15 protein-coding genes are annotated in these 11,814 nt (G+C 48.6%); 12 read left to right on the top strand and 3 right to left on the bottom strand.

Features of this window, described 5'->3' with window-relative positions; genetic code table 11:
• Nucleotides 1-51 precede the first annotated feature (51 nt).
• Nucleotides 52-684, bottom strand: a complete 633-nt coding sequence (gene yihA, locus KDK19_RS16685) for a ribosome biogenesis GTP-binding protein YihA/YsxC (RefSeq protein WP_257253237.1) — start codon at nt 682-684, stop codon at nt 52-54.
• A 56-nt stretch (nt 685-740) separates the two neighbouring features.
• Between yihA and KDK19_RS16680 the strand changes: the two genes are divergently transcribed.
• From KDK19_RS16680 to KDK19_RS16645, 8 genes are all read left to right on the top strand, one after another.
• Nucleotides 741-998: a hypothetical protein gene (locus KDK19_RS16680; protein WP_257275871.1), complete on the top strand. Its 258-nt coding sequence runs from the start codon at nt 741-743 to the stop codon at nt 996-998.
• Between the two features lie 123 nt (nt 999-1,121).
• Nucleotides 1,122-1,727, top strand: coding sequence for a cytochrome c (locus KDK19_RS16675; RefSeq protein WP_257253240.1), 606 nt, complete (start codon nt 1,122-1,124; stop codon nt 1,725-1,727).
• 304 nt (nt 1,728-2,031) lie between these two features.
• Nucleotides 2,032-2,727, top strand: a complete 696-nt coding sequence (locus KDK19_RS16670; protein WP_257275870.1) for a thiol:disulfide interchange protein DsbA/DsbL — start codon at nt 2,032-2,034, stop codon at nt 2,725-2,727.
• A 65-nt stretch (nt 2,728-2,792) separates the two neighbouring features.
• Complete coding sequence (locus KDK19_RS16665; protein ID WP_257275869.1) at nt 2,793-3,665, top strand: endonuclease/exonuclease/phosphatase family protein; 873 nt, start codon at nt 2,793-2,795, stop codon at nt 3,663-3,665.
• Entirely contained in the window at nt 3,662-4,225 is a 564-nt protein-coding gene (locus KDK19_RS16660; RefSeq protein ID WP_257281627.1) for an adenylyltransferase/cytidyltransferase family protein, read from the top strand. Before KDK19_RS16665 ends, KDK19_RS16660 begins: the two co-directional genes overlap by 4 nt.
• Before the next feature lie 8 nt (nt 4,226-4,233).
• Nucleotides 4,234-4,848, top strand: a complete 615-nt coding sequence (locus tag KDK19_RS16655) for an NUDIX domain-containing protein (RefSeq protein WP_257292404.1) — start codon at nt 4,234-4,236, stop codon at nt 4,846-4,848.
• Nucleotides 4,838-5,419 carry a hypothetical protein gene (locus tag KDK19_RS16650; protein WP_257275351.1) on the top strand — a complete coding sequence of 194 codons (582 nt, stop codon included), beginning with the start codon at nt 4,838-4,840 and terminating at the stop codon, nt 5,417-5,419. The genes KDK19_RS16655 and KDK19_RS16650 overlap by 11 nt, the downstream gene beginning before the upstream one ends.
• Nucleotides 5,420-5,429: 10 nt before the next feature.
• The gene (locus tag KDK19_RS16645) at nt 5,430-5,771 is read left to right on the top strand and encodes a hypothetical protein (protein WP_257252901.1); all 342 of its coding nucleotides are present in this window, start codon (nt 5,430-5,432) and stop codon (nt 5,769-5,771) included.
• 5 nt (nt 5,772-5,776) lie between these two features.
• Here the strand turns inward: KDK19_RS16645 and def are convergent, their stop codons facing one another.
• Nucleotides 5,777-6,385, bottom strand: coding sequence for a peptide deformylase (def, locus tag KDK19_RS16640; protein ID WP_257281628.1), 609 nt, complete (start codon nt 6,383-6,385; stop codon nt 5,777-5,779).
• 160 nt (nt 6,386-6,545) lie between these two features.
• Between def and KDK19_RS16635 the strand changes: the two genes are divergently transcribed.
• From KDK19_RS16635 to KDK19_RS16625, 3 genes are all read left to right on the top strand, one after another.
• The gene (locus KDK19_RS16635; protein ID WP_257281629.1) at nt 6,546-8,135 is read left to right on the top strand and encodes an FGGY-family carbohydrate kinase; all 1,590 of its coding nucleotides are present in this window, start codon (nt 6,546-6,548) and stop codon (nt 8,133-8,135) included.
• Between the two features lie 58 nt (nt 8,136-8,193).
• On the top strand, nt 8,194-9,843 hold the full coding sequence (locus KDK19_RS16630) for a hypothetical protein (protein ID WP_257254127.1): 1,650 nt from the start codon (nt 8,194-8,196) through the stop codon (nt 9,841-9,843).
• Nucleotides 9,844-9,992: 149 nt separating this feature from the next.
• A complete protein-coding gene (locus tag KDK19_RS16625; protein WP_257281630.1) occupies nt 9,993-10,259 on the top strand; it encodes a Lar family restriction alleviation protein in 267 nt (88 codons plus the stop codon).
• Nucleotides 10,260-10,412: 153 nt separating this feature from the next.
• Here KDK19_RS16625 and znuA read toward each other — a convergent pair whose 3' ends face one another.
• A complete protein-coding gene (znuA, locus tag KDK19_RS16620; protein WP_257292403.1) occupies nt 10,413-11,345 on the bottom strand; it encodes a zinc ABC transporter substrate-binding protein ZnuA in 933 nt (310 codons plus the stop codon).
• 203 nt (nt 11,346-11,548) lie between these two features.
• On the opposite strand from znuA, the gene KDK19_RS16615 reads away from it, so the two are divergent.
• Nucleotides 11,549-11,785 carry a hypothetical protein gene (locus KDK19_RS16615; protein ID WP_257254130.1) on the top strand — a complete coding sequence of 79 codons (237 nt, stop codon included), beginning with the start codon at nt 11,549-11,551 and terminating at the stop codon, nt 11,783-11,785.
• The last annotated feature ends 29 nt before the right edge of the window (nt 11,786-11,814 follow it).

Genomic DNA, 11,814 nt, shown 5'->3' with positions numbered 1-11,814 from the left:
CTAACGGGAATCCCCCACTATAACCGCTTGCGGTTTAGTGGTGGGAGGATGTCAATCCTGCATTTCCAGTTCTTCATCATCGACCAGCAGCCAGGTATCCAGACGCTGTGCCAGTTGATCAACACCGGTTTTCTTCAGGGCAGAAAAAAGTTGCATGGAAATTTGCGGATACTCAGAGAGCTCTCTTTTTAGATGATTCAGGGCTTGTTTGGCGACACCAGACTTCAGCTTGTCACTCTTGGTTAACAGAATATGCAGTGGCATTTCAGATTCAATGCTCCACTGGACCATCATCCGGTCAAACTCCTTCAGAGGGTGGCGGATATCCACCAGTAGCACAAGACCGATCAGAGACTCTCTGTTGGTTAAATAATCATCGAGATGTTTTTGCCATTCGATTTTCATCGCTTCCGGCACTTTGGCGTAGCCGTAACCGGGAAGATCAACCAGATGGATGCTCTCTTCAATATTGAAGTAGTTGATCAGCTGGGTGCGTCCGGGTGTTTTACTGGTGCGGGCAATTTTTGAGCCCACCAGAGTATTCAGGGCACTGGATTTACCGGCGTTGGAGCGACCCGCAAAAGCGACTTCCCTGCCATTATCGGGCGGGCACAGTTTCAGCCTGGGGGCGCTGGTTAGAAATTTGGCCTTGCGATAATTTAAACCGCTTCTGGGTTCACTCATGTGTCAGACCTGTCAGCAAGCTCCCTGGTCAGGGAGTTTTACCATAGAAATGAAAAGTGGGCGCAATTTTGCTTGACTTGTGGATCAAATGGAATAGCTGCGAAGCAATTGCCGACGATTGGCAGCCGGTTATCATGAGCCAGATGTCCCGGGAAAAAACAGTTTGTCTGAACAGCGGCGAATTTACTGGGCTCGACCACCTATCGGAAAATAGCAATAAGGTATATAATGGCGGTCGTTTTGAGGCATATGCAGCCATTTTAATCCACCATTTTCAGAATAAAGGCCGAAAACAGGTCGAAAAAATCAGCTGAATAATGAGGATGTTTGTAAAGACAGAGAGGTCTCCGCCTTTACAAACAGATGCTGAACAGCTGACTGGAAAGGTTGGAATAATAACAGTCACTCATGGCAAGTGCCGTAGCTGGGTCAGGTTAATGAAAAAAGTTATTTTCGCTCTGGTAGTGTCCTTGGGGGTATCAGGTGTGGCATTTGCGAAAGGGGATGCAAATGCTGGAAAAGCCAAAGTGGCAAACTGTACCGCCTGCCATGGAGCAACAGGTGTAAGCCTGGCTCCCAATTTCCCCAATCTGGCAGGGCAAGGCGAACGCTATCTGGTTAAACAGATTTCAGACATTAAGGCCGGTAACCGCAGTGTTCCGGAAATGATGCCTTTCGTAGGGCAGCTGACAGAACAGGATATCGAAGATATCGCTGCTTTCTATGCCAGTCAGCCTGCGCCTGAGGGGGTAGCCGATCCTGAAATGGTGGGGCTGGGCGAACAGCTATACCGCTTTGGTGATCAGAAGAAAGGCATTCCTGCTTGCGCTGCCTGTCACTCTCCAACCGGTCAGGGTAACCCTTTGGCAGGCTTCCCGAAAATCAGTGGTCAGCACGCTCAGTACACGGCTAAGCAGTTGCGTGATTTCCGCGAGGGCGTTCGTATGAATGATGGCGACACCAAAGTGATGAGAAGCATCGCTGAAAAGCTGAGCAATAAGGAAGTGGACGCTCTGTCCAGTTATATCAGTGGTCTGCGATAACAGATAACACTATCGGCTGTTTAAGAAGAGCTGATAGTGCAGTGGTTTAGCCATAAGCGCAAAAAGCGGTTTGCAATGATGAGTTGCAAACCGTTTTTTATGACTGGAAGGAAGAGGGACATATTTTCTTCGTCTGAGCTTTTTACCATGAAAAATGCCAATCAATGGTACTCCTGTGCAAGCCTGCCCTGCGTATAACCGATTTACGAACCAACGAACGTATCAAATTCAGGCAGACGGGCCCCCGGACTTCTGTTAACTTGTCATCAGATAGATCATTATAAAAGGCTTGGAGTGTATTTAGATGCCAAAACAACTGAAATTTTTATGGTTGGCTCTGGTTTTGCCATTAATGGCGCAGGCTGCTGTAGAGGACAAATACAAGGAAGGTCAGGATTACCAGGTTCTGTCTAACCCGGTTCAGACTTCAGTGAAGAAAAGCCAGATCGAAGTGGCAGAAGTCTTCTGGTATGGCTGCCCGCATTGTTACACTCTGGAACCCATTGTTGCGCGTTGGAAGCCTTCTCTGGAAAAGGACACTCGTGTAGTTCGTACGCCTGGTTTCTTTGGTCCAAACATCTGGAAAGCCCATGCCCAGCTTTACTACACTCTGGAAACTATGATTCCTGAAGAGAAAAAACTGAACGAAATACACGAAAGTATTTTTGCTGAAATTCAGAATCGGAATAACCGTCTTGGCGACGTGAGAGCCATGGGGGACTTTCTTCAGAATCGCCACGGTATTGATCCCAAGCAATTTGCCAGCTTCTATAACTCCTTCGGAGTTCTGAACCTGATGAATCAGGGTGGTTCAAAAATCAAAGGTTATCAGTTAAACGGTGTTCCAGCTTTGGTAGTTGATGGCCGATATGTTATTGAACCCAGGGTGGGGTTGGAAAACATGCCTGTTATTGCTGATTTCCTGATCAAGAAAGTGCGTGATGAGCGTGCAGCCAAGGCAGAGCCTGAGGCTAAGCAAGCGTCACAGGCAAAAAGCTGAACATTATGACCCCTTCAACAAGATAGATGCTGGACTGAACAGCATCCGGAATTCAGGTTTCACTGATGCCGATTAGAGCTTTGAAGGGGGCCTTGTCTTCTCGTTTGAAGAGGGACAGAGCTCCGGGATCCGTTCACCGCAGTGAGCTGGTTTACAACCCCCGATCACAAAAGCCCGGGCACATTCGTCTGCTGAGCTTTAATATTCAGGTAGGCATCAATACTCAGCAATATGGTCATTATCTGACTCGCGGCTGGCAACACCTTTTACCTCATTCCAGGCGGGCAAGAACACTGGATCAGATTGCTGCTGCCCTCCCCGATTTTGATCTGGTCGCTCTTCAGGAAGCCGACGGTGGAAGCCTCAGAAGCGGTTTTATCAATCAAACCGAATACCTTGCCCTTAAATGCCAGTTTCCATATTGGTATCACCAGTTGAATCGAAATCTCGGCAAGCTGGCGCAGCACAGCAATGGATTCCTGAGTCGCTTCAAGCCCACTATTCTTGAAGATCACAAACTGCCCGGATTGATTCCGGGACGGGGAGCAATCGTTGCCCGGTTTGGAGATACCAGGAACCCTTTAGTCGTGGTGATGATGCATCTGGCTCTCAGCCAGAGGGCCAGAAATGGCCAACTTTCCTATATCAGAGACTTGGTCAGAACTTACAATCATGTGGTTCTGATGGGCGATATGAATACCCACGCTGAACAACTGCTCAATAACTCACCACTGAAAGACACTGACTTGCAGGCTGTTCATTCAGAACTAAATACTTTTCCCAGCTGGCGCCCCAGTCGCTCACTGGACCATATTCTGGTCAGCCCTTCCTTGATAGTCCATCAGTTCGGTGTCCTTAATCTGCCTATTTCAGATCATTTGCCCATCGCAGTGGAAGTGGAAGTACCAAAGAGTGTGATTTTGGAAACAACACTATGACCGCCAGGAAAATAGGCATATTGGGTTCTGCGTTTAACCCGCCAACATTGGGGCATCTGGATGTATTGGAACAGGCCCGGCAGCAGTTTGACCTGATATTGCTGGTGCCCAGCGCTGCCCATGCTTTTTCCAAGTCGATGCTACCGTTTCATCACCGGATGGCCATGTGCCAGCGGCTGATGAACTCAGTACAACTGCCCCAATGTCAGATAGAAGTTTCTGGGATTGAGCAGGAAATGCTGGCAGATAATCCCGAAAAGCCAGTCTATACCTTTGATTTGCTGGAACGTTTAGAGCAGAAGTACCCCGGGGATCAGCTCGGGTTTATCAGAGGACCCGATAATGCGGATCCCCGGAACTGGAAGCGCTTCTATCGATCTAAGGACATTGAACAGCGCTGGCAGGTCTTTACTGCCCGTGAACGTCAGAATATTCGCAGTACCCGGGTAAGGGAGTTATTGGTTTCGGGGAGTTCAGACGATAACAACCAAAAAGCCCTGGCTGCTTTGCTGCTGCCTTCGGTTCATGATTACATTCTTCAGCATCATTTATATCAATAAGGTGTGCTATGAAATTATCTGGTTTTGGAGTCGAAGACACTCATATTGAAAGCGAAGAACGAGTCTGGTCTGGATTTCTGAAGCTATGCCGATATAAAGTCAGACATGCCCTTTTCCGGGGAGGGTGGAGTAAAGCACTGGATCGGGAAGCGGTTTTGCGAGTGCCCTCTGTAGGTGTACTTCTTTATGACCCGGTTCTGGAAAAAGTGCTGCTGGTCGAGCAGTTTCGCATAGGCCCTCTGATGAGCGATGACGACCCCTGGTTGCTCGAAGTGGTTGCGGGCATATCTGAGCCGGGTGAATCCCTGGAATCGGTTGCTATTCGTGAAGTAAAAGAAGAAGCTGATTGTGAAGTGAAGCATCTTTTACCGGTTTCCAATTTTTACGTCAGCCCCGGTGCAACCAATGAACGTATGATGCTTTATTGCGGCATTGTCGATGCCTCATCGGCTGGCGGGGTTTACGGACTGGCGGAAGAAGGTGAAGATATCAGAGTGCATGTGTTAACAGCAGAACAAGCCTGGCAGATGGTTGTAGATGGTCGTATTTCCAACGCTCCGGCTGTCATTGCGCTGCAATGGTTAAGGTTGAACCATGGAGAACTTAAAGATTATGTTCAATGAAACCAGGCCCGGATTTTTAATACTGATGCTAACAGCAATGCTGGTTCTGACAGGGTGTCAGTCTGGCGGTTTTAATATCTCGGGTGGCCTGGGTGGTACAGCGGCTACTTCAGGTCTTTATCGGGAAGGGTTGCCAGGTACCGCTGACTGGGCCGTCCTTCCCTTTGTTAATCACAGTAAAGCGACCAGTATTACCACTCAGGTAGAAAGAATACTGATGGTTAATTTGCCTTCGCGGGGCATTGAGGAGGCCCGTTTGTACCCTGAGTCGGAAGTGACGACAGCCTCAAAATCTCTGCAAGCAGCTCATCGTTACCAGAATGGCATGCAGTGGGCCAAGCAGAATGACATCAGCTTCGCGCTCGCCGGTGAGATTTTCGAGTGGTATTACGATGACAGTGGCAGGCCCCATGTTTCCATGGGGTTGACGGTTATTGATATCCGCAGTGGTGAAGTGATCTGGGATGTAAACGGTGCCAGTGAAGGCCTGCAGGGCGATGATCTGTTTGATATCAGCCGGGGGCTGATTTCTGATTTGCTACAGTCATTACCTATCAACCGGCGGATTTAGGAGCGGCAGGATGCTATACGCACTCAAAGATGAAAAAGGTGAAATTCAGGCAGTTGCAGACAAGCAACTTACAGAAGACTGGGAGCTCGTCAATCTGGAAGACGAAGCCGTACATACCTTCCTGCAACAAAACCCAACCCTTGGTGGCAAGGTTATGCAGGCGGCGGATGCCGATTTTATTCGCGTGCTTGAAGACCTGATCGACCTGCTCATTGATAAGCAGATCATTCAGTTTACCGAGTTGCCAGATCCAGTACAGAATAAACTGCTGAACCGTCGCCGATATCGTGAGGAGTTACGTGTTCAGGATGACACGACTCATCTGATTGATGGCGGTGATGAGATTTTCTAGTTTCATTACCGCGTATCGGAAATCTGGCCACGTATCGTTTTGCGAGCACTTCCGGTTGGCCAATCTTTTGCCCATTCTTCCTGATGCTCAATCGATTGGTTGGGAATAATCAGACTTTTATCTTCCACCCTCATAGGGAACAGTTTTCCATCGAGGTGATCCAGTTCATGCTGCATGACCCGGGCTGTAAAACCTGACAGGTCTCTTTGCTGGCGCTCTCCCTGTTCGTTATAGCCAACCACTGTGATGCTCTCAGGACGCTCAATCCATGCCCTCATGCCCGGAACCGAAAGGCAGCCTTCCCAGGTCCAGCAAGTGTTGCTGCTGAAGTTGATGATTTGTGGATTGATCCAGAATGCAAAAGGGATGTCTGGAGCCTGAGGATATCTGGATCGGTTGATTTCTGAAATACCGAGACTGAAAACACGGGCGGGCCAACCTATTTGGGGAGCCGCAAGCCCTACTCCCAGGGTACACAATTGCTTTTGCTTGAGGATCTCAAGGTTGTGCTGGAAGTCATCTGAAGTTATTTCTCCGACAGCGACCTGAGGTTGTTCCTGAAACAACAGAGGGTGGCCCATGAGTAATACCTCAGGCTCTTGATTCAGTCTCATAACAAATAGATTCCAGAATAAAATACGCTCTTTGGTTTATAGCCTAATATTGTTGCAGCAAGAGAGCCTGAGGAGTAGTGCTTCTATGACAAGAATCTGTTTACGCTACAAATATTCAATCTCCCTGAATTCATGTAATGGCGTACCCTGACGACGATTTATGCAACATTTGTACATTGGTGTGGATGTGGGTTCGGGCAGTGTGCGGGCGGGATTGTTCAACGCGAAGGGAGAGAAAATCGCCCTGGCTGCCAGCCCAATCAAGCAGTTTCGTCCTGCTACGGACTTTGTTGAACAATCGTCGTCTGATATCTGGAAGCAGGTATGTAACGTTGTAAAAGATGTAGTGACTGATTCAGCAATCAAGCCGGAGCAGGTAAAGGGAATCGGATTTGACGCAACTTGCTCTCTGGTTGCTGTGGACGCGGATGATTGCCCTGTAACCGTCTCGCCGACGGAACTGGATGATCAGAATATCATCATGTGGATGGATCACCGGGCGTTGGCAGAGACTGCCGAAATGAATGCCACACGAAGTGAGGTCCTGAAGTTTGTGGGTGGTGAAGTCAGTCCTGAAATGGAACTGCCTAAACTGAAATGGTTGAAACGCCACCTACCAAAGCACTATGAACGCACTGCGCGTTTTTTCGACCTGTCGGATTATCTGGTTTATCGCTCCACTGGCAGGGATGTTCGGAGCACTTGTACCAAAGTTTGCAAATGGACTTATCTTGCCCACGACAAACGTTGGGATACCTCTTTGTTCCGGCAGCTGGATTTGGAAGACCTGATTGTTGGTGAAAAAATCGGTCAGGCCATCGTTGACCCGGGCACGCCTGCCGGACAGTTGACGGATGCCGCAGCAATAGCGTTGGGGCTGACCACCAGTACTATTGTTTCTGTGGGCATGATCGATGCCCATGCAGGAGGCGTTGGCATTATTGGCGACCAGCCGGAATCAACCCTCGCCATTATTGGTGGAACCTCTTCCTGTCATATGGCCGTCAGCACAACACCGGTTTTTGTTGATGGTGTCTGGGGGCCATACTGGGGTGCTATGGTTCCGGGCATGTGGCTGAGTGAAGGAGGACAGTCATCTGTCGGCTCTCTGATCGACCACGTTATTCGCGACCATGTTTTTTATCCGGAACTCATGAAACTGGCCGGACGGCAGGAGCGCAGTGAGTATGAAATTCTGAATGAAGAGGTTGCCCGGCTTGAGACTGAAAACCCCTATTTTACTGCTCACTTTCATTTGCTGGGCTATCATCATGGCAATCGTTCACCCCGGGCTAACCCTTATTTAAAGGGCATGGTTTCAGGCTTATCACTGAATGAGAGCCTGACCGAGCTGGCCAAAATTTATATGGCTGCTATTCAGTCAGTGTCCTATGGTACACGTCACATCATCGAAACGATGAACCTCGCTGGTCATCAAATAAATCGCATTCATATGTGCGGCGGAGGTACGAAAAATCCTCTGTGGCTTCGTGAACACGCTAATGCAACAGGTTGTGAAATCGTCCTCAGTAAAGAGGACGAAGCAGTCGTCCTTGGCTCTGCCATGCTGGCGGCAACGGCCTGTGGTGATTATGACGAGTTAAAGGACGCCATGTCTGCTATGTCATCCACAGGCAACGTCATCAAACCTCAAACATCAACCCGGGCTTTTCATGATGCCAAGTACAAGGTCTTTCACGAAATGCACGAAGACCAGATGAAGTACAAAGCCATGATGTGTGGATTTTAGTCAGATGAACACAAAATAACCTGAGCTTTTGGAACTCATAGCCTGATGGAGGCATATTGTGACTGCTATAACTCTGACCCTGCCCGAGAAAAAAGAACCTGGTTCTCTGGAAAATAAAGAAGTCTTCGTTATTGCCAATGGCGACTTGCGGGATACTGCTAACCGGACATGCTGGGGAGTTCAGCAATCTTTTGAGAAAAAACTGGAAGCCGTCTTAAAAGAGAAGTTTGATTTCAGAGTCCGACGTGCTCATCCCGTAAAGGACGCGCAGGGACATGGTTTTATCAGCAACCAGCGTGAAGGCTCTGATGTACTGGCCTCTCTTGACCCTGAGGCTCCGATTATTATGCTGATGACCGCATGGCAATATTCTCACCATGTGGCACCATCTCTGGTGCATCATGAAGGCCCCATCCTGCTGCTGGCTAACTTCGATGGAACATGGCCCGGTCTGGTGGGGGCTCTGTGCATGGCTGGCACCCTGACCAGCCTGGGTAGAGATTACAGCCGCCTCTGGTCCGAAAACTTTGACGATGATTTCTTCTACATGAGCCTGCAATCGTGGCTGGAAAGCGGACAGATTGAACACGATACCTCTTATTTGAAAGAAATCACCAAAGAACACCCAATGACTAACACAGAGGCAGGTAAAATAGGTCAGCGGGTAGGGGAATTCATTCTCAAAAACAAGGAGATTATGGGGCTCTACGACATGTTCTGCATGGGCATGATGAACGGCATATTTCCTCAGGAATCCCTGGTCAGGATTGGTATGCCCATTGAGGCATTATCCCAGTCTGCCCTTTTACATGACATGAACCTTGTTTCCGAAGAGCAGCGCGAAGAATGTTTGCAGTGGTATATCGATCGCGGCATGGACTTCAGATTTGGTACCGATGCAGCCACAGAACTGACTCGTGAGCAGGTAAAAGAGCAGTGCGCCATGATGATCGCCATGGCTCGCGCCACCAAACGCTTTGGCCTGACAAGCGTGGGTGTTCAGTATCAACAAGGCCTGAAAGACAGTTGTGCTGCCTCGGACTTTGCGGAAGGTGCCATCGGCTCAACCGCCCGCTTCCCTATAAAAGACGAAAATGGCGAAGTGATTTCCGAAGGCAAGCCCATTCCATGCATTAACGAAGTTGACATGGGGACCGCCATACCACAAACCATGATGTTCCGTCTGCTCGACAGTCTGGGTCTGCCATCGGAGACAACCCTGCACGATATTCGCTGGGGCAGTGAGTTTGAAGGCACGTTCTACTGGGATTTCGAAATTTCCGGTTCTATACCTTTTGAACACATCAATGGTGGTATTGCTGGTGCTGTCGGTCACCGTCAGCCTGCCATGTATTTCCCGTTAGGCGGTTCTACTGTGAGCGGCCAGAGTAAAGCAGGCAGGTTTATATGGGCTCGTGCACATTATGAAGGTACGGAAGTTCATATGCATATCGGCACCGGCACTGCCTTCGAACTGCCTCAGGAAGAGTTCCAGCGGCGTCTTCATGCAACCTGTAAAGAGTGGCCTTTGATGAACTGTGTACTGGACGGTGTAGGCCGCGATGACCTGATGGCGGGTCACCAGAGCAATCACATCTCTATTGCCTATGTACCGCAAGAAAACCTGAAAGAAGTGGTTCAGGCATTTGCCACACAGGCCCTGACACAAAACATACGTGTTCATTTAGCTGGCGATATTGCCGTCTAAAACCTTCACGGACATTGCCACGTCTCTCATTTCTAATGCAGTGCTCCTTAATGAGATAGCCCTTGAATAACAGCTCTATCTGTGGATAACCTGTTAAAAGTATTGGAAAAAGCTGTCATTCATGTGTGCATAAACAGGAAGGAGACGTTATGAAGCTGGAAAAGTGTCCCTGTTGTCTGGGTGAAGCCGAATTGGCAAGGATGATGGTTGGGGACACTGAAATGTGGCAGGTGACCTGTTCAAGCTGCGGGTTATCCACAGAACTTGATGATGATCAGACTTTTTCGGCAGAACGATGGAATCTGCGTCTGGAACGCTCAAAGCTCAAAATGTGGGTAACCCTGCTGGCTTCCCTTCTGCCCTTTCTGGTTGTGACCGCGTTTCTTGGCGGTAGTTTTATGGGGCTCAGGCTTTAGCTAAATCGCCGTAAACCCTCGTCCAATCGTCGGGGCAAGGGTCTGGCTTCCATGCCCTGTGGAACAAAACATGGGAACCAAGACAATATCTCAAGTTATAGAGATTGATGCATGCATTTCCATCCTTATAGAGTGTCATGCACTAAGCGATGGTTACTGCTTCAGGCAGCTGATAATGTTATCCGTCAAACTGCCCATGAACTCTATATAACCATCAGGGCCTACAGCTGCATCTGTTGCCAGAGGGTCGAGCACAGCAACATGGGCATCAGTACCATCAATGATCCGGTCAATATAAGCAGGCTGGAACTGTGGTTCACGGAAAACGCAGCTATTGCCGGCTTTTTTCAGCTTTTCTTGCAATTGAGTAAGATGTTTCGCACCCGGCTGCTGTTCCGGGTTAGCAGTGAAATGATCGACAATATTCAACTCGTAATGCCTTTGCAGGTAACCATAAGCATCATGGAAAACGAACATGGGTTGATTGTGGTAGACAGCAAGTTTGCTGATGTTGTGCTTGTCAGCTGCCTGAACCGCTTTTTTGAATACATGGTAATTATCCGTGTATTGTTTTTTATGCTCAGGATCCAGCTCGCTCAGCTTCTCTGATATGGTTTCGGCTATGGCTATGGCGTTATTCGGGCTCAGCCAGATGTGAACGTCGTATTCGCCATGATGATGATGGTCGCTTTCTTCGGCATGATGATGGATCTCTTCTTCTCCTTCATTCATCTTCAGAAGCTCCAGATTGCTTTCCTGCATCAAGGGCACGGAGGCCGCTTTTGTTGAACCTGACAGGGTTTTATCCAGAAAGACTTCCATATCGGGTCCGACCCAGAACATAACATCGGCTTCATAAAGCTTTCTGGCGTCTGAAGGCTTCAGGCTATGACTATGGGGAGAGGCTCCCGGAGGAAGCAGCACTTCAGCCGAAGTGACACCTTCGGTGATAGCAGCAGCAATCAGCTGAACGGGCTTAATGGAGGTTAGCACTTTGGGGGGTTCTTGACTCTGGGTCGGCAGTGATAGAGAGAGTAAAAGGCCTGACAGCCAGAATAGTATCTTTGGTTTTCTCGAAAAAATCATAAAGGGCAACTGTGTCAGTCTGTAAGTGAAACGTTATATTATAACTATTGCTAAGAGTGAATGCCCATGTTTTTGCAACGAATTGGTTTGCAGCTCTGATAAAAATCGTGATCGTCCTCTAAATACCGGGCTTCTTCGTTGAAACTATAATGACAACTGAGTGCTATTACCGGACTCTGGACCCATAGAGGGAAATAAAAGAAATGGACGGAAATGATAAAATAAACGGAGCCACTACCCATTCCAGTTATTATCGAGACTTCTGGAACGGGCTGACAAAAATGGCAGGGCGATACAAGCGGTACTTGGTTAAGCCTGCCGCACCGGAAGAGGTCGCTGGTGTTCAATCGTCTTATCCTGTGACTGTTCGTGCTGATAAAAGATCCCAGAGGCAGGTGTGTCCTGAACCCAATGATACCGCTACTAAAAATCTAACATAATCTGTAATTATGTAGACTTATCTACGCCG

Source organism: Endozoicomonas sp. ONNA1, from assembly GCF_024606325.1.
Taxonomy (GTDB): domain Bacteria; phylum Pseudomonadota; class Gammaproteobacteria; order Pseudomonadales; family Endozoicomonadaceae; genus Endozoicomonas_A.
This window is presented reverse-complemented; position numbering and strand designations above follow the sequence as displayed.

What these genes read in the sequence shown, in the direction of transcription:
- yihA (WP_257253237.1), bottom strand. Translation starts at nt 684, where the DNA reads ATGAGTGAACCCAGAAGCGGTTTAAATTATCGCAAGGCCAAATTTCTA.
- KDK19_RS16675 (WP_257253240.1), top strand. Translation starts at nt 1,122, where the DNA reads ATGAAAAAAGTTATTTTCGCTCTGGTAGTGTCCTTGGGGGTATCAGGT.
- KDK19_RS16670 (WP_257275870.1), top strand. Translation starts at nt 2,032, where the DNA reads ATGCCAAAACAACTGAAATTTTTATGGTTGGCTCTGGTTTTGCCATTA.
- KDK19_RS16665 (WP_257275869.1), top strand. Translation starts at nt 2,793, where the DNA reads ATGCCGATTAGAGCTTTGAAGGGGGCCTTGTCTTCTCGTTTGAAGAGG.
- KDK19_RS16660 (WP_257281627.1), top strand. Translation starts at nt 3,662, where the DNA reads ATGACCGCCAGGAAAATAGGCATATTGGGTTCTGCGTTTAACCCGCCA.
- KDK19_RS16655 (WP_257292404.1), top strand. Translation starts at nt 4,234, where the DNA reads ATGAAATTATCTGGTTTTGGAGTCGAAGACACTCATATTGAAAGCGAA.
- KDK19_RS16650 (WP_257275351.1), top strand. Translation starts at nt 4,838, where the DNA reads ATGTTCAATGAAACCAGGCCCGGATTTTTAATACTGATGCTAACAGCA.
- KDK19_RS16645 (WP_257252901.1), top strand. Translation starts at nt 5,430, where the DNA reads ATGCTATACGCACTCAAAGATGAAAAAGGTGAAATTCAGGCAGTTGCA.
- def (WP_257281628.1), bottom strand. Translation starts at nt 6,385, where the DNA reads ATGAGACTGAATCAAGAGCCTGAGGTATTACTCATGGGCCACCCTCTG.
- KDK19_RS16635 (WP_257281629.1), top strand. Translation starts at nt 6,546, where the DNA reads ATGCAACATTTGTACATTGGTGTGGATGTGGGTTCGGGCAGTGTGCGG.
- KDK19_RS16625 (WP_257281630.1), top strand. Translation starts at nt 9,993, where the DNA reads ATGAAGCTGGAAAAGTGTCCCTGTTGTCTGGGTGAAGCCGAATTGGCA.
- znuA (WP_257292403.1), bottom strand. Translation starts at nt 11,345, where the DNA reads ATGATTTTTTCGAGAAAACCAAAGATACTATTCTGGCTGTCAGGCCTT.
- KDK19_RS16615 (WP_257254130.1), top strand. Translation starts at nt 11,549, where the DNA reads ATGGACGGAAATGATAAAATAAACGGAGCCACTACCCATTCCAGTTAT.